General features: G+C 69.6%; 11 protein-coding genes and 2 pseudogenes. 2 read left to right on the forward strand and 11 right to left on the reverse strand.

What is annotated here, in order from left to right:
- The 9 genes and pseudogenes from VB734_RS05135 to VB734_RS05175 form a co-directional block, all read right to left on the reverse strand.
- A pseudogene (locus VB734_RS05135) lies at positions 1-290 on the reverse strand (hypothetical protein); the annotation flags it as partial.
- A 1-nt stretch (position 291) separates the two neighbouring features.
- On the reverse strand, positions 292-1,329 hold the full coding sequence (locus VB734_RS05140; protein WP_323243037.1) for an ABC transporter permease subunit: 1,038 nt from the start codon (positions 1,327-1,329) through the stop codon (positions 292-294).
- Positions 1,329-2,390 carry an amino acid ABC transporter substrate-binding protein gene (locus VB734_RS05145; protein ID WP_323243038.1) on the reverse strand — a complete coding sequence of 354 codons (1,062 nt, stop codon included), beginning with the start codon at positions 2,388-2,390 and terminating at the stop codon, positions 1,329-1,331. The genes VB734_RS05140 and VB734_RS05145 overlap by 1 nt, the downstream gene beginning before the upstream one ends.
- 68 nt (positions 2,391-2,458) lie before the next feature.
- A complete protein-coding gene (locus tag VB734_RS05150; RefSeq protein WP_323243039.1) occupies positions 2,459-3,514 on the reverse strand; it encodes an amino acid ABC transporter substrate-binding protein in 1,056 nt (351 codons plus the stop codon).
- Positions 3,511-3,912, reverse strand: a complete 402-nt coding sequence (locus tag VB734_RS05155; protein WP_323243040.1) for a fasciclin domain-containing protein — start codon at positions 3,910-3,912, stop codon at positions 3,511-3,513. Before VB734_RS05155 ends, VB734_RS05150 begins: the two co-directional genes overlap by 4 nt.
- 9 nt (positions 3,913-3,921) lie before the next feature.
- Positions 3,922-5,194, reverse strand: a pseudogene (locus VB734_RS05160) (CO2 hydration protein).
- Positions 5,191-6,687: an NADH-quinone oxidoreductase subunit M gene (locus VB734_RS05165; protein WP_323243041.1), complete on the reverse strand. Its 1,497-nt coding sequence runs from the start codon at positions 6,685-6,687 to the stop codon at positions 5,191-5,193. Before VB734_RS05165 ends, VB734_RS05160 begins: the two are co-directional and overlap by 4 nt.
- Positions 6,687-8,561, reverse strand: a complete 1,875-nt coding sequence (locus VB734_RS05170) for an NAD(P)H-quinone oxidoreductase subunit F (protein ID WP_323243047.1) — start codon at positions 8,559-8,561, stop codon at positions 6,687-6,689. The genes VB734_RS05165 and VB734_RS05170 overlap by 1 nt, the downstream gene beginning before the upstream one ends.
- Before the next feature lie 144 nt (positions 8,562-8,705).
- Positions 8,706-11,471: a cation-transporting P-type ATPase gene (locus VB734_RS05175; protein ID WP_323243042.1), complete on the reverse strand. Its 2,766-nt coding sequence runs from the start codon at positions 11,469-11,471 to the stop codon at positions 8,706-8,708.
- A 135-nt stretch (positions 11,472-11,606) separates the two neighbouring features.
- On the opposite strand from VB734_RS05175, the gene VB734_RS05180 reads away from it, so the two are divergent.
- Positions 11,607-13,487, forward strand: a complete 1,881-nt coding sequence (locus tag VB734_RS05180; protein ID WP_323243043.1) for an APC family permease — start codon at positions 11,607-11,609, stop codon at positions 13,485-13,487.
- Between the two features lie 75 nt (positions 13,488-13,562).
- Positions 13,563-15,383, forward strand: a complete 1,821-nt coding sequence (locus VB734_RS05185; protein WP_323243044.1) for an SLC13 family permease — start codon at positions 13,563-13,565, stop codon at positions 15,381-15,383.
- 21 nt (positions 15,384-15,404) lie between these two features.
- On the opposite strand, the gene VB734_RS05190 is transcribed toward VB734_RS05185, so the two are convergent.
- Positions 15,405-16,070: a DedA family protein gene (locus VB734_RS05190; RefSeq protein ID WP_323243045.1), complete on the reverse strand. Its 666-nt coding sequence runs from the start codon at positions 16,068-16,070 to the stop codon at positions 15,405-15,407.
- A 24-nt stretch (positions 16,071-16,094) separates the two neighbouring features.
- A partial coding sequence (locus tag VB734_RS05195; RefSeq protein WP_323243046.1) for a polysaccharide deacetylase family protein occupies positions 16,095-16,452 on the reverse strand: 358 nt, incomplete at its 5' end.

Below are 16,452 nucleotides of genomic sequence, written 5' to 3' on the forward strand. Positions count from 1 at the left end.
CCCCTGAGGTAGGGAACCGTGTCGCGACCGAAGCTGTTGGCGAACTCCTTGGCGGAGAGCAGATCGTCGAGGGCGGCCATCTGACCCTTCTTGCCCCGGGTGGCCAGGTAGCGGCCCACGGCGAACAGGGTGCTGTTGACCTTCACCACGGCCCACTGGGCCTGGGTGAGGGCCCAGCGCAGGACGCCGAAGCCCCCCAGGCTGAGCAGCGTGATCAACACCAGGCTCAGCACCGCGTCGGCGGGGGTGGCGAAGAGTTCGGCGCGCAACCGCCGCAGCAGGGATTTCATCTCAGCGCTCCCGGATCTGGACCAGGTGGTTGAGACCGTTCATGAGGGCCGAAATCAGCAGGTCGAGGGTGAGGTAGGCCGCCAGGAGCACCAGAATCACCTCCACCGCCCGCCCGGTCTGGTTGAGCGTGGTTTCGGCCACGGAATAGAGGTCGGTGTAGCCCACGGCAACGGCCAGCGAGGAGTTCTTGGCCAGGGAGATGTACTGGGTGTTGAGCCCCGGCACGATCACCCGCAGCGACTGCGGCAGCACGATGCAGCGCAGGGTGGCGAACCAGCTCAGCCCCAGGGAAGAGGCCGCCTCCCACTGCCCCTTGGGAACGGCGGCGATGCCGCCCCGCACCACCTCGGCGATGAAGGCCCCCGAATAAACGATCAGGCCGGTGAGCAGGGCGCCGAATTCGACGCTCAGACGCACCGGTGACTGCCAGACCCCGTTCACCAGGGTGGGGCCCATCCAGCGCAGGCCCTCACCGAACCCGGCGATGTAGAGCCCCGATTTGGCCAGCACCAGGCCGGGGAGCTGGATGGCCGCCAGGCCGTTCGGCAGGGTGAGAAACACCACGAAGTACCAGAACACCAGCTGCAGCAGCAGGGGGATGTTGCGCACCACCTCCACGTAGACCCGAGCCAGCCGCCGCAGCAGGCCGTTGTGGCTGAAGGAGGCCATTCCCACCAGGGTGCCCAGCAGGGTGGCCCCCACCAAACCCACCAGCACCGCCCGGATCGTGTTGACCAGACCGGCCGCCAGGGCGCGCCAGTAGGGCAGCTGGGCATTGAAGGGAATCACCGATTCCGAGATGTCGAAGCCGGCGGGCTGCTGCAGCCAGCGCCAGCTCAGCAGCAGGCCGGCCGCCGTCAGGTTGCGGATCAGATTGCCCAGCAGGAAGGCGATCAGCAGCAGCACCAGCAGACCCACCACGGCCTGCACCACCCAGGGCACGACGCGGCGGTCGCGCCACCAGGGCGGCTTGGGGGCAGCCCGTTTGGGGGCAGACAGGGGCGAAGGGGTCGGGTCGGCGGGGGGGACCGGCGCCATCAACGGAAGGGAGGCGAGTAGATCAGACCGCCGTCCTTCCACTGGCGGTTGAGGCCCCGGTCGAGCTTGAGTGCCGAGGCGGGCCCGACGTTGCGATCGAAGATCTCGCCGTAGTTGCCCACGGCCTTCACCGCCTTGACCACGAAGTTGGGCGGCAGGCCGAGCTGCTTGCCGAAATCACCCTCCACCCCCAGGAAGCGGCGCAGGTCGGCCTGGTTGGTGTTGGCCTTGGCTTCGGCCAGCTTGGCGTCCACGTTCGCCTGGGTGATGCCGCTCTCTTCGGCCTGCATCAGGCCGTAGACGATCCAGCGCACCGCATCGGCCCAGGCGGGATCGCCGTTGGTGGTGGCGGGGGTGAGGGGCTCCTTGCTCATCACCACCGGCAGCAGGGTGTGATCGTCCGGTTTCGGGAAGCTGGTGCGCTTGCCCGCCAGCTGGGAGCGGTCGCTGGTGACGGCCACGCAGCGGTCGCTGAGGTAGGCGGCGAAGGTCTGGTCGCTGGTCTGGAACTTCAGCGGCGTGTAGGGGATGTTCTGCTCCCGCATCCGGTCGGCCAGGTTGAGCTCGGTGGTGGTGCCGCTCTCGACGCAGATCGGCTTGCCGGCGAGGCCCTTGAGGTCCTTGATGCCGCTGGCCACGGGCACCAGCACGCCCTGACCGTCATAGAAGGTGGTGGGGGCGAAGCTGAGGCCATTGCCGCCGGCCGCGTCGCGGCTGAGGGTCATGGTGGTGTTGCGCGACAGCAGATCCACCTCGCCGCTGGCCAGGGCGGCGAAGCGCTCGCTGGAGTTCAGATCGCGGTACTCCACCTTTTCGGGATCCCCCAGCACTGCCGCGGCCACGGCCTTGCAGACGTCCACGTCGAGGCCCAGGTACTTGCCGTCGGGGCCCACGAAGCTGAAGCCGGGCAGTTTGCCTTCCACCCCGCAGATCAGCTTGCCCCGCCCCGTGATCGTGGAGAGCTTCTGGCTCTGCACACCGCCATCATCCCCAGCACAACCGGCGAGCAGGCCGGCGGCCAGGAGGGAGGCCCCGAGGGAGAGGGTCCGGTTCCAGAGCATGCTTGCTTCCTTGAGTGGCCGCATTGTTGCAGGTGCGGGCCGGCGCAGGTAGGCCGCCCGGAACCTCCTCAGCGGAAGGGCGGGGCGATGTGCAGGCCGCCGCGGCTCCAGAGCCGGTTGAGACCCCGCTCCAGGCCCAAGGGCGTGGCGCTGCCCAGGTGCCGCTCGAACAACTCGCCGTAGTTGCCCACCGCCTTCACCACCTGCACCGTGAAGTCGGCGGGCAGGCCCAGCTGGCGACCGAAATCCCCCTCGATTCCCAGGAAGCGGCGCTGCTCCGCCTGGCTGGTGTCCTTCTTGGCGGCGGCCCGCCGGGCCTCCACGTTGGCCTGGGTGAGGCCGCTCTCCTCCGCCTGGACCAGGGTGTGGGTGACCCAGCGCACCGCATCGGCCCAGGCCGGATCCGCCTGCACCGTCACCTTGGCGCTGGGTTCCTTGCTGAGCAGCTCGGGGAGCAGCACGTGGGCCGCCGGCTCCTTGAAGCCGCTGCGCTTGGCCGCCAGCAGGGAGCTGTCGCTGGTGATGGCGGCGCAGCGCCCCTGCTCGTAGGCCGGATAGGCCTGCTCGCCCGACTGGAAGCGCAGCGGCTGGTAGGCGACCCCCAGTTCCCGCATGCGATCGGCCAGGTTGAGCTCGGTGTTGGTGCCGCTCTCGACGCAGATCGGCTTGCCGGCCAGCTGCCGCAGGCGGCGGATGCCGCTGGCCGCGGGCACCATCACCCCCTGGCCGTCATAGAAGAAAACAGGCCCGAAGCTGAGGGCATTGCCGCCTGGGGCGTCGCGGCTGAGGGTGTGGGTGGAGCTGATCGAGAGCAGGTCCACTTCGCCGCTGCCCAGGGCCACGAAGCGCTCCCCCGCCGTCACCGGCCGGAACTCCACCTTGGTGGGGTCCCCGAGCACCGCGGCAGCCACCGCCCGGCAGAAGTCGGCGTCGATGCCCACGAAGGCGCCGCCGGGGCCCACCGTGCTGAATCCAGGAACGGCCCCATCCACGGCACAGACCAGCCGTCCCCGGTCGCGGATCTTGGCCATGGTGGGGCTGCCGGGGTCCCCGTTGCCGGCGGCGCAGCCCACCAGGCCGGCGATCAGGCCGCCGAGGGCCGCCAGCAGCACCGCTCTGGTCATCCGGGCAGGATCACCCGGTCGATCACGTGCACGATGCCGTTGTCGCAGACGATGTCGGCGGAGACGACGGTGGCGTTCTTGACCTCGAAGGGGTCCGCCCGGCGGATCGCCACCGGGGCCCCCTCCAGGCTCTCCCATTCCTGCTGCTCAATCAGTTGCTCCCGCAGGTAGGCCCCGGAGAGCACATGGAACTTGAGGATGCGGGCCAGCTGGGGCACGTTGTCCACCAGGGTCTGGACCGTGCCGGGGGGCAGGGCCGCGAAGGCGTCGTCGACGGGGGCGAAGACGGTGAAGGGGCCGGGGCTCTCCAGGGCGCCGGTGAGGCCGGCCACCTCGACGGCGGTGAGCAGGGTGCCGAAGACCCCGGCTCCCTTGGCGGTTTCGATGATGTTGGCCATGGGGGTCTCCTAGCGGTAGTCCTGGGTCTGGATCTGGGGCAGGCGCGCCTCGGGCCGCAGGAAACGGTCCATCTGGGCCTCGAAGAAGCGCCGGTTGGCCATCAGGTGCTCCGGGTCGGTGTCATCGAGGGGATAGAGCAGGGCGCAACGGAGGGCCTGGATCACCGCCGAGGTGACGTTGTACATGGAGCGCTGGAAGGTGATCCCCAGCTGGTTGAGGATGTCCCCCTCGCCCCGTTTGTGCTTCGCGTACAACTCGGTGAGGTAGGGCGGCAGGAAGTGGAGCATGTCCTGCATCAGCAGGGTGGGGGGAATCCCGGCCGAGCCCACCGGGAACACGTCGGCATAGAGGATGCCGTAGTGGAAGTCCTCCTGCTTGTCCGGCACCTGGCCGGCCTGGGCGTTGTAGCTCTTGGTGCCCCGGAAGGGGGCGGTCCGGTAGAAGACGGCCTCCACGTAGGGAAGGGCCGCCTCGTAGAGCCAGGTGATGCCTTCCGATTTGGGGATGATCTCGAAGCATTCCCCGCCGATGTACACATGGTGGTAGATCGGCCGGCCGGCCGGCCACGGCGAAGATGCCGTTCACCAGGAAGTTCATGGCGTCGGGCACGCCCTTGAAGCCGCCTTCGTCGTAGATGTCGCTCATCTCGAAGAACACCGGCGCCATCACCTCCCAGAAGAGGCCGAGATTGGCGTAGTAGCTCATCTTGCGCACCTGCTCCAGGAACATCTCCGGGAACACCGCATACAGCCCCAGCATCAGGGGGTTGCCCCGGAAGTAGGCCTTGATCGCCCGATCGGCATTCGCCTTGTAGGCGTCACACTCCAGGTAGTCGTAGAAGCGGCCGCCCATTCCTTGGTGCCAGAACATGGCATCCATGCAGGCCTCGGCGAACTCCATGTTGATCCGGTCATGCCAGAGGTGGTGGAGCAGCTTCGGCATGCGGGTGGTTTCCCCCTTGGCCATGAACTCCAGCAGTTCCGGGTGGGCCGTCGCACCGCCGCGCCAGATGCGCAGCTTCGATTGATCACCGGCGTAGGAGTTAGGCAGATCGAGGTACTCCTGGGAGGGGAAGTACTTGAAGGCCGGCAGGGGATCGAGGAACACCTGCTCGGCGATGTAGAGCAGGTCGCGCCAGTAGAAGTCCATCGGCACGGCATAGGCCTTGTAGATGCCGATGATCTGCATCAGGTTCTCGGGCGTGTCCGGCAGCATCGAGCCGCCGGCCTCGAGGCGGTGGATCACCTCCGCGTAGCGGTGGGTGGAGGGGGGGGGCGTCATGAGGGCAACTGGCGAGGGGACGCGGAGGGGGCGATGGCCACGAGGGCGGCGAAGGGTTCACGGCGCAGGGCCAGGGCTGTGGTGGTGGACTCGCTCCAGCCCACCAGCAGGCCCGGCCAGAGGCCCCCCACCACCACCAGGGCAGCGAGCAGCACGGCGGGGAAGCGTTCGCTCCAGACCGTGGAGGGGTAGTCGACGCGGTCGTTGTCGAGGCGGCCGAAGCCGACCCTGTTGAACAGCCGCACCGCGTAGACGGCGGTGAACCCCGAGGCGATCAGACACAGCAGGGTGGGCACCGGGAAGGGGGTCCAGCTGGCCTCGAACATCAGGAACTCCGGCACGAAGCCCGCCAGTCCTGGGATGCCGGCGCTGGCCATCAGGGCCAGCAGGAACAGACCGAGGGTGAAGGGCAGGCCGCGGTAGGGGTTGAGCAGGCCGGCCAGCTCCGGGATCTGGATGGAGCCGGTCTTGCTTTCGATCAGTCCCACCAGGTGGAACAGCAGGGCCGAGATCAGGCCGTGGGCAAGCAGCTGGGCCACGACTCCCTGCAGGCTCAGGGGGGTGGCGGAGGCCAGGGCCACCACCAGCAGGCCCATGTGGCCGAGGGAGCCGTAGGCCACCAGACGGCGGATGTCGCTCTGGACAATGGCGTTGAGGGCGCCGTAGGCGGCGGTGAGGGCCCCCACCCCGGCGATCCAGGGCGACCAGAGGATCCACTCGTCGGGCAGGAAGCCGATGGCGAAGCGCAGCAGGCCGTAGCCGCCCAGGATCGAGACCCCGCCGCTGAGCAGCATCGCCACCGGGCTGGAGGCCTGGCCGTAGGCCAGGGGCTGCCAGCCGTGCAGGGGCACCACCGGCAGCTTGAGGCCGAAGGACAGCACCAGCAGGGCAAAGATCCAGTGGCTGCTGCCGGAGGGCAGCTGCATGGAGGCCAGGTCGGTGAAGGCGAAGCTGAAGCCGTCACCGTTGAGCCAGCCCAGGGCCAGCACGCCGCCGAGCAGGGCGAGCCCCGAAACGGCGCCGTACATGACGTACTGGATGGCCGCCTGGGTGCGACGCGGGCCTCCCCAGATGGCCAGCAGCAGGGTGGTGGGGATCAGCACCAGCTCGTAGGCCAGCAGGAACAGCAGGGCGTTGCGGGCCAGCACCGCACCGGTGAGGCCCAGATCGGTGGCCAGCAGCAGGCTCAGGAACAGCCGCGGCCGGGCCTGGTCGGCGGGGGTGGCCAGCACCGTGACCAGGACGATCAGGGCGATCAGCACCACCAGCGGGGCGGACAGGCCATCGAGCCCGAGGTCGAAGGAGAGACCGATGCGGGGCAGCCACACCTGTTGCAGCGCGCTGGGGTCCTGGCCCAGCCGGGTGAGGCCGATGAGGAACTGGAGCAGAACCGTTGCCAGGCTGACCCGGCGCAGCAGCGCCTGGTGTTCCGGCAGCAGGGGCAGGAGGACGGCCCCGAGGGCCGGCAGGAGCAGAAGCAGAAGCAGGGCCATCAGCGCAGCAGGGAGGAGGGCACGATCGTCAGCAGCCAGGCCGCCATCAGCACCACGCCGATCAGCAGCGTCAGGGCATAGGTCTGGGTGCGACCCGAGGTGGTGAAGCTGAGCCGGCGGGCGCTCTGGAGGGCCGCCTCACCGGTGGCGCCGGTGAAGCCGTCCACCACCTGGCGATCGGTCCAGGCGCTCAGGCGGGCCAGGCCGACCACCAGGGCCACCACGGACCGCTGGTAGAAGTTCTCGGTGTTCAAGTCGTGGGCCAGCCAGTGCTGCAGGCCGCCGAGGGCCGACGGCAGCTGGGCCAGGGGGTGGGGCCGCAGGTAGAACACCGCCGACACACCGCCCCCGAGCAGGGTGGACACCAGCAGCGGCACCGCCTGGGGCCCCCAGCCCAGCAGGGGGGTGGCAGCGAAGACCCCGAAACGGGCCAGCAGGATCGGCAGGTGCAGCACCACCCCCATCAGCACCATGGTGGGCAGCACCATCAGCCAGAGCACCTCGGCGGAGCGAGCCGTGAACACGCTGGGGCGCCCGCCCCAGATCAGGCCGAACACCCGCACCAGCCCGGCGGCGATCAGGGCATTGGTGACCAGCACGAACCCCCCCAGCAGGGCCGGCTGGGCACTGGAGGTGCAGAGCTCCAGGAGCTCACGGATGGCGGCGAAGCCGCCGAAGGGGGGCAGGGCCATCAGTCCCCCCGCTCCGGTGAGGAAGGCCAGGCCCACCAGCGGCCGGCGGCTCCACAGCCCCCCCAGCTGGGTGAGGTCCTGGGTGACGTTGCTGACGATCACCGTGCCCACCGCCATCAGCACCAGCGCCATCGGCAGCGGGTAGACCAGCAGCAGGTGGCCCGCCACGCCCGGATCGCCGAGGCCCACGGCCAGGAACAGCAGACCCATCCAGCTGCTGGCCAGGAAGGACAGGGCCCGTTTGATGTCGATCTGGGCCAGGGCGATCAGGGCCCCGACCAGGGCGGTGGTGCCGCCCACCACCACCAGAACCGTGGTCACCAGCGGGCTGAGGGCGAGCATGGGCTGCAGGCGCAACAGCACCCAGGCGCCGCCGGCCACCACCACCGAGTTGCGCAGTACCGTGGAGGGCAGCGGCCCCTCCATCGCCTCATCGAGCCAGAGGTGCAGGGGGATCTGGGCGCATTTGCCCATCGGCCCGGCCATCAGGGCCAGCAGGATCAGCTGCTGGCTCAGGGGCAGGCTTCCCGGGGCCTGGGCGGCGGCCCAGGCGGCCAATGCTCCGAAGTTCCAGGTGCCGGTGACCGGCAGGATCGCCACCAGACCGGCCAGCAGGATGAGGTCACCGATGCGCTTGGTGAGGAAGGCATCCCGCGCCCCTTTCACCACCAGCGACTGGTTGTACCAGGTGCCGACGATGAGATAGGTGCCGAGCGTGAGTAGCTCGAGAATCACATAGCTGAAGAACAGCGAATCCGTGAGCAGCAGGGCGCAGAGTCCGGCCTCGAAGAAGCTGAGCGAGCCGAAGAATCGTGGCCAGCCCCAGTCCATCTCCAGATAGCCGATGGCGAAGATCTGGGCCAGCACGTGCACCCCGGTGACCAGCAACGTGGCGATCAGGGCCGGCTGGGTGATCGAGCCGTCGAAGCCGATCGACAGTCCGGCGGTGTGCAGCCAGGTCCAGCCGAAGTGCAGCGGCAGGGTGGCCGGGTGGGCATTGGCGGCCAGCAGGGCCAGCAGGCTGTGGGCGAAGGCCAGGGTGACCATCGTCAGGTTGAGGTAGCCGCAGGGGCGTGGTCCCGTCTTCCAGATGAATCCGGGCGACCAGGCCAGGGACGCCAGGGCCGCCACCAGGGGATAGAGGGGGACCAGCCAGGCCGTCTGGGCGAAGAACAGGGTCATGGCGGGAGAACGGTCGGGACCGGAGATGGCCCGCGTGGTGGCGAACACTAAGATCCCTGGCGCTCGGCGGTGGCCCCCCCAGGAAGGAAAGCCCTATGGGTTCACCAAGCACTCGTTATCAGTCGTCCGGGGGCGGTGCGGCACTCAGGCGTCGGCGCTGCGCCGGCGACGCCACAGCCGCCACACCTTCTCCAGTTCCAGGTAGAAGAAGAACAGCAGACTGAAGCCCACGCAGATGCCCAGGTCGCGGGCCGAAAGGGGCACGGTGCCGAAGAATGTGGACAGCACCGGCACGTACAGCAGGGACAACTGCAGCAGGGTGGTGAACACCACCGCCCCCAGCAGCCAGGGGTTGCTGAAGGGGGCCACCTGCACCAGGGGGCGGTCGCTGCGGGCTGCCAGGGCATGGCCCATCTGGGCCAGACACAGCATCGTGAAGACGATCGTCTTCCAGGGGACGCCGCTGCGGGAGGCGTAGAGCATCATCGTGATCGTGATGGCGGCGAACACCACGCCGATGCGCAGGATGTAGCTGCCGATGCCCCGGGCGAAGATCGATTCGCCGGGTTCGGCGGGCGGGCGCTGCATCAGGCCGGCCTCGCCGGGCTCCAGCGCCAGGGCCAGGGCGGGCACCCCATCGGTGACCAGGTTCATCCAGAGGATCTGCAGGGGCGTCATCGGCACGCCCATCAGGCCCAGCAAGGGGGCGGAGCCGATCGTGATCAGCTCGCCGACGTTGCTGCCGAGGATGTACTTGATGAAGCGGCGGATGTTGGCGTAGACGAGCCGCCCCTGCTCCACCGCGTTGACGATCGTGGCGAAGTTGTCATCGAGCAGCACCATGTCGGAGGCCTCCTTGCTCACCTCGGTGCCGGTGATGCCCATGGCCACACCGATGTGGGCCTGCTTGAGGGCCGGGGCGTCGTTGACGCCGTCGCCGGTCATGGCGACGATCTGCCCCAGGCCCTGGAGGGCCTTGACGATGCGCAGCTTCTGCTCCGGCGGCACCCGGGCGTAGATGTGGCAGCGGCCGACGATCGCAGCCAGTTCGCCGGCGTCGGCCTCCTCCAGCTGGCGGCCGAGCACCACCTCGGCACCGGCGTCCACCAGGCCGATGTTGACGCCGATCGCCCGGGCGGTGAGGGGATGGTCGCCGGTGATCATCACTGGCCGGATCCCGGCCTCCCGGCAGCGGGAGACCGCTTCGGCCACCTCGGGGCGGGCGGGATCCAGCTGGGCCATCAGGCCAAGCAGCACCTGGTGCTCCAGTTCGTGCTCGGGGCTGGGGTGGTGGGGGGCGCAGGCGAAGGCGAGCACCCGCAGGCCGGAGGCGGCCAGGTCCCTGGCCTGCTCGAGCCACCACTGGCGCTGGTCGTCGCTGAGGGCCGCTGCGCCGGAACCGTCGAGCCAGCGGTCGCAGGTGCCGAGGATCACCTCCGGGGCCCCCTTGCTGATCATCAGGGTGGCGGATCCGGAGGCACTGGTCCCCAGGGGGGCCTGCAGGGTGCCCTCGCGGTCCTGCACCCAGACGGCCATCAGCTGGCGTTCGGAGCTGAAGGGGATCTCCGCGTCGCGTTTGTAGTGACTGCGCAGGGCGAAGCCATCGAGATCGGCCTTGGCGGCGGCCACCACCAGGGCCCCTTCGGTGGGATCCCCGAGGATCTCCCAGCGGCCGTCCGGCTCCTGCTTGAGCTCGGCGTCGCTGCACAGGACCCCGGCCTGCAGCAGCAGATTCCGGCCACCGGGGGCCAGACCGGCTGTGGCGCCGGGGGGCGGGGCCAGGTCGGTGGCGCGGAAGTCGCCGTGGGGGTCGTAGCCGTTGCCGCTCACCGCCAGGGCCGTGGTGCCGCTGCGCAGCTCCTGCACCACCTGGCGGTTAAGGGTGAGGGTGCCGGTCTTATCGGTGCAGATGACCGTCACCGAGCCCAGGGCCTCCACCGCCGGCAGGCGGCGGATCAGGGCGGCCCGCTGCACCATCCGCTGGGTGCCGATCGCCAGGGTCACGGTGATCACCGCCGGCAGGCCCTCCGGCACGATCGCCACGGCCATCGACAGGGCCACCTCCAGCAGGTCGAGCAGGCGCTGGCCCATCAGCCAGCCCAGCAGCACCACCACGGCCACCAGGGCCAGGGCGGAGCCCACCAGCACGTTGGCCAGGCCGTCGAGCCTTTCCTGCAGCGGTGTGGTCTCGCCACCCGCGGTGTTGATCATCTGGGCGATCCGGCCCAGTTCGGTCTGCATGCCCGTGGCGGTCACCACCGCCAGACCGCGGCCCCGCACCACCTCGGTGCCCTGGAACAGGCAGTTCTGGCGCTCCAGCACAGGGGTGGCGGGTTCGAGCACCAGCACGGCGAGCTTGTTCACCGCTTCGGCTTCGCCGGTGAGGGCCGCCTCCCGCAGGCCCAGTTCGGCCACCTCCAGCAGGCGGGCATCGGCGGGCACCCGATCGCCCGCCTCCACCCGGATCAGGTCCCCGGGCACCAGCTGCTCGCTCGGCAGCCGCTCCCAGAGGCCGTCACGGCGCACGGTCACCAGGGGCTGGGCCATGTTGCGCAGGGCCTGCAGGGCCTGCTGGGCGCGGCTCTCCTGCAGGTAGCCCAGCAGGGCGTTGAGCCCCACGATCAGCACGATGGCGATCGCATCCTTGGGGAACCGCTGGGCGGCGTAGGCCACTCCCGCGGACACCGCCGCCACCGCCAGCAGCATGATCAGCATCACGTTGCTGAACTGGTCCCAGAGGATGCGCAGGTTGCTGCGCCCGGCCTTGAGCTCCAGCCGGTTGGGTCCCAGCCGGGCCAGCCGCTCGGCGCACTGGGCGGTGCTCAGACCGTCGCTGCTGGCCTCCAGCGCCTGCAGGCAGGCCTCGGGAGCCAGGGCATGCCAGGGGCTCGCGGCAGGAGAGGGCGTCAACGCGGCCGACCAGAGGGGGCCCAAACCATAGGCATGGGCTCTCCAGGGGCCGGTTCGCCCCGCACCCCTGGCGGAGGCGCCACTGCCCCACGGCTCCTAGCGTTCCAGGGCCTCCCACGGACGAGTCGACGACGCATGGCCGGCCTCGACAACCTGCGGCGCCGGTTGATCGGCCTTCCCCTGCCCACCAGCGCCCACCACGAGGAGCGGTACAGCAACGCCGAGGCCCTGGCGATCCTCAGCTCCGACGCCCTCTCCTCGGTGGCCTACGCGACCCAGGAGATCGTGCTGGTGCTGGGGATGGGCGGAGCGGCAGCCCTGGGCTACACCCTGCCGATCACGGCCCTGATCGTGGGCCTGATGCTGGTGGTGGCCAGCAGCTACCGGCAGACGATCAAGGCCTACCCCCACGGGGGCGGCTCCTACCGGGTCTCCCAGCAGAACCTCGGGCAGACGCCGGGCCTGGTGGCCGGAGCCTCGCTCTCGATCGATTACGTGCTCACGGTGGCGGTGAGCGTGGCCGCCGGCATCGCCGCCCTCACCTCCTATGTCCCGGCGCTGGAACCCGAGCGGGTGCCCCTCTGCCTGCTGGCGGTGCTGCTGGTGATGCTCGCCAACCTGCGCGGCGTGAGCTCCAGCGCCCGGTTCCTGAGTGTGCCCACCTATCTGTTCATGGCCGCTGTCGTCACCCTGCTGGTGGCCGGGGCGATCAAGACCGGGCTGGGCCAGCTGCCCCCCCTGCCGGTGGCGGAGCAGCAGCGGCTGCTGGAGGCGGCCCACCAGGGCAGCCAGGGGCTGCAGGCCATCGGCCCCCTGCTGCTGATGCGGGCCTTCAGCTCCGGCTGCGCCGCCCTCACCGGCATCGAGGCGATCAGCGACAGCGTCGCCGCCTTCCGGCCGACGGAGTGGCGCAATGCCCGCCGGGTGCTGGTGGTGATGGTGCTGATGCTGGCCGTGATGTTCAGCGGCATCAGCGCCCTGGCCAGCCAGAGCGGCCTGGTGGTGGAGGACAACGGCCCGACGCTCCTTTATCAGCTGGGGGAGCGGATCTTCGGTGATGGGCCGCTGCTGTTCGTGCTGCAGCTGGCGACGTTGCTGATCCTGCTGCTCGCCGCCAACACGGCCTTTGCGGATTTTCCGCGGCTGGCGGCCTTCCTGGCCCAGGACGGCTTCCTGCCCCGGCAGCTCACCTCCCTCGGCGACCGGCTGGTGTTCAGCAACGGCATCCTGGCCCTCAGCGCCCTGGCCGGCGTGCTGCTGGTGATCGTCGAGGGCAGCGTCAGCCGCCTCATTCCCCTCTATGCGGTGGGGGTGTTCATCAGCTTCACCCTGTCCCAGGCCGGGATGGTGATGCACTGGTGGAAACGGCGGGACCGGGGCTGGCGTGCCAGGGCCCTGGTCAACGGGTTGGGAGCGGTGAGCACCGCCGTGGTGGGGGCGGTGCTGCTGATCAGCAAGTTCACCCAGGGGGCCTGGGTGGTGGTGCTCGCCATCCCCCTGCTCGTGCTGATGTACCTGCGCATCCGCACCCATTACGACCATGTGGCCAGGCGCCTGCGCATCGTTTCCGACGGGCGGCTGACGCTGCCGCCCCCCCCTCCGCCTGGCGACGGCACCCCCACGGTGGTGCTGGTGGGCCAGTTGCACCGGGGCAGCTACGAGGCCCTCTGCTTCGCCCGCAGCGTCGCCAGCGACCTGGTGGCGGTGCACGTGGATCTCGCCGGCGACCAGGGGGAGGCCTTCCGCGCCCAGTGGAGCCGCCAGCTGCCGGACGTGCCCCTGGAGGTGCTGCCCTCCCCTTACCGCTCCCTGGTGGATCCGGTGACCCGGTTCGTGGGAAGCTTCGAGCAGGAGCACCCCAGGGACCACCACGCCTTCTGCATGGTGGTGCTGCCGGTGTTCGTCACCCGGCACCGCTGGGAGAACCTGCTCCACAACCAGTCGACGATCCGCCTGCGGCGCGCCCTGCGCGAGCGCGGCACCCGGGTCGTCACGACGGTCGGCTTCTACCTCTGAAGCGGGAGGGATTCCGGCGTCGGGGGCAGCGGTTACGGCACTGACCTGCTAGATCGCTGACATCAGGCCGTTGCCATGCAGAGTTTTCTCGCCGTTGCCTCCACCGGACAGGGTCTGACCACGCTCCTGGTGTTCCTCGGGGCCATCGTCCTGTTCGTGAGCGGCAAGCTGGCTCCTGAGGTGACCGGCCTCCTGGCGGCGGCGCTTCTGGTGAGCCTGGGGGTGCTGACTCCGGAGGAGGCGGTCAAGGGGTTCGGCAGCCCCGCCCTGATCACCCTGATGGGCCTGTTCGCGGTGGCGTCGGGCCTGTTCCGCAGCGGCGGTCTCGACCGGTTGCGGGCCCTGATCGGCTCCGATGCGGTCCGCAGCCCGAAGCGGATGATCGGCCTGATGGTGGCGGTGGTGGCACCGGTCTCCGGCTTCATCCCCAACACCCCGATCGTCGCGACCCTGCTGCCGGTCCTGGAGAGCTGGTGCCACCGGCGCGGGGTGTCCCCCTCCAAGGTGCTGCTCCCCCTGTCCTTCGCCACGATCCTGGGGGGGACGATCTCCCTGCTCGGCACCTCCACCAACCTCCTGGCCAGCGATGTCAGCCGTCAGCTGGGTTTTGGTTCCCTCGACCTGTTCAGCTTCACGGCGATCGGGATCCCCGTCTGGCTCATCGGGGGTGCCTACATCTTCTTCTTCTCTGAGCGTCTGCTGCCCGATCGGGGTTCCGGTGACGACGACATGCTCGTGAGCCTGGCCCGGGAGGGCTACATCACCGATGTCCTGATCCCGGAGGGTTCCGAACTGATCGGCAACTCGCTTCACGACAGCCGCCTGCAGCGGCGCTTCGACGTGGATGTGCTGGAACTGCACCGAGGGACCGAGAGTTTCAGCGCGCCCCTGGCCGATCTGCAGCTCCAGGCCGGGGACAGGCTGCTGCTGCGCTGCAACCGGGACAACCTGCTGCGGCTGCAGCAGGAGCACACCGTCACCCTCGCCCCCGTGGGCGATCAGGAGGAGGATCTGCGTGAACTCAGCGGCGCCAGCGATTCCCCCCAGCGGGTGGTGGAGGTGCTGCTGCCCAACGGCTCCACCCTGGTCGGTGCCAGCGTCCGGGATCTGCGTTTCCGGCAGCGCTACAACGCCACCATGCTCGCGGTGCGGCGCGGCAACCAGGTGCTGCGCGAGCTGCTGGGACGGGTGGTGCTGCAGGCCGGCGATGTGTTGCTGCTTCAGGCCCCCCTCGACGCGATCCGGGGGATGCAGGCCAACAACGACCTGGTGCTGCTCGATGAACTGGAGAAGGATCTGCCCACCACCGATCGCAAACTGACCGGCATGGCCATTGCGGCCCTGATGATCCTGCTGCCGATGTTCAAGGTCCTGCCGCTGATGGCGGCGGTGCTGCTGGCCATGGTGGCGATGGTGGCCACCGGCTGCCTGCGGCCGGGGGAAGTGCAGCGCTCGATCCGCTGGGATGTGATCCTGCTGCTGGGCTCCCTGTCCTGCTTCAGCGTGGCGATGCAGAAGACCGGTCTGGCGGAGGCCCTGGCTGGGGATCTGCTGCAGGCCCTCAGGGGCTGGCCGACCTATGCGGTGCTGCTGGTGGTGGTCGTGCTGGGCCAGGCCTTCACCGAAGCCCTCAGCAACGGCACCACGGTGGTGCTGTTGCTCCCGATCGCCGCGGAGCTGGCCAAGGGACTGGCGCTGCCGCCGATGGCCTTCATCTTTGCGATCACCTTCGCCGCCAGCCAGAGTTTCCTCACCCCGATCGGCTACCAGACCAACCTGATGGTGTTCGGTCCAGGGCGCTATCGCTTTCTCGACATGGCCCGCTACGGCGCCCCCCTGTCGATGACCTTCGCGCTGACGTTGCCCTGGCTGATCTGCCGGTACTTCGGCCTCTAGGAGGCCACCGCAGCGATCCCCTCAGGCGGGAGGCTCCTCGCCTCCGGTCTCCAGGGCCCTTTCCTCGAAGCGACCCACCAGCTTCGGCACCACCAGCACGATCGCCAGCAGCACCAGGGCGCCGAGGCCGAACTCGGCCACGCCCTTCAGCATCTGATCGAAGGGGATCCAGCGGCCGCCGAGCCAGGCCAGCCCCACCATCGTCGAGGCCCAGAGCACGGCCCCGAGCATGTTGAACAGCAGGAAGCGGCGGTAGGGCATGTGCACGGCCCCGGCGATGGGGCCGGCCAGCACCCGCAGCACCGCCACGAACCGGCCCAGCAGCACCGACTTGCCGGCATGGCGCAGAAAGCGCTCCCGCAGGGCCTCCATCTGCTCCGGGGTCCGGCCCAGCAGCCGTCCTGCCCGCAGCAGCAGCCCCCAGCCGGCACGGCGCCCCACCCAGTAGCCGAGGTTGTCCCCCAGGATCGCCCCGCCGGCCGCCGCCCCCATCACCCCGAGCACCTGCAGCTGGCCGCTCCCGGCCGCGTAGCCCGCCAGCAGCGTCACCGTCTCGCCGGGCAGGGGCACCCCGGCGTTCTCCAGCAGCATGGCGCCAAAGACCACCCAGTACCCCCAGTCCTGGAGGAGCGTCTGGATCGTGGTGAGGCTGATGGTCCCGTCGAACACGGCCAGGGGCCAGGCCATCGCAACGTGGAAGGAATCCAGACCCTATCTCCCTGGCCAGGCCAGTGTTCCGGTGCAGAGCCAGCGGCGGCGGCGCAGCCGGTTGGCGTGGGGCCCCGGCCAGGTGAAGCGGGGCAGGTCCAGGGCCGGGGTGGCGGGGGTGACCAGGGCGGCGTCGACGGTGGCCACCTGGAGGTAGTGGCGGCCGCAGATCTCCCCATCGCCGGGCAGATGGCTGTTGAAGGGGTAGGAGAAGGCCCGCGGGGCCTCCCCCAGCACCTGCTCGAGCACGGTGGCCGAGCGGATCAGCTCCTGCTCGAACGCCTCCGGGCTGATGCTGCAGCGCGGGACATGCTGGTGGCCGTGGCTGCCCAGCTCATGGCCGGCCTCCCGGGCCCGACGC

This window comes from Synechococcus sp. BA-124 BA4 (genome assembly GCF_034931165.1).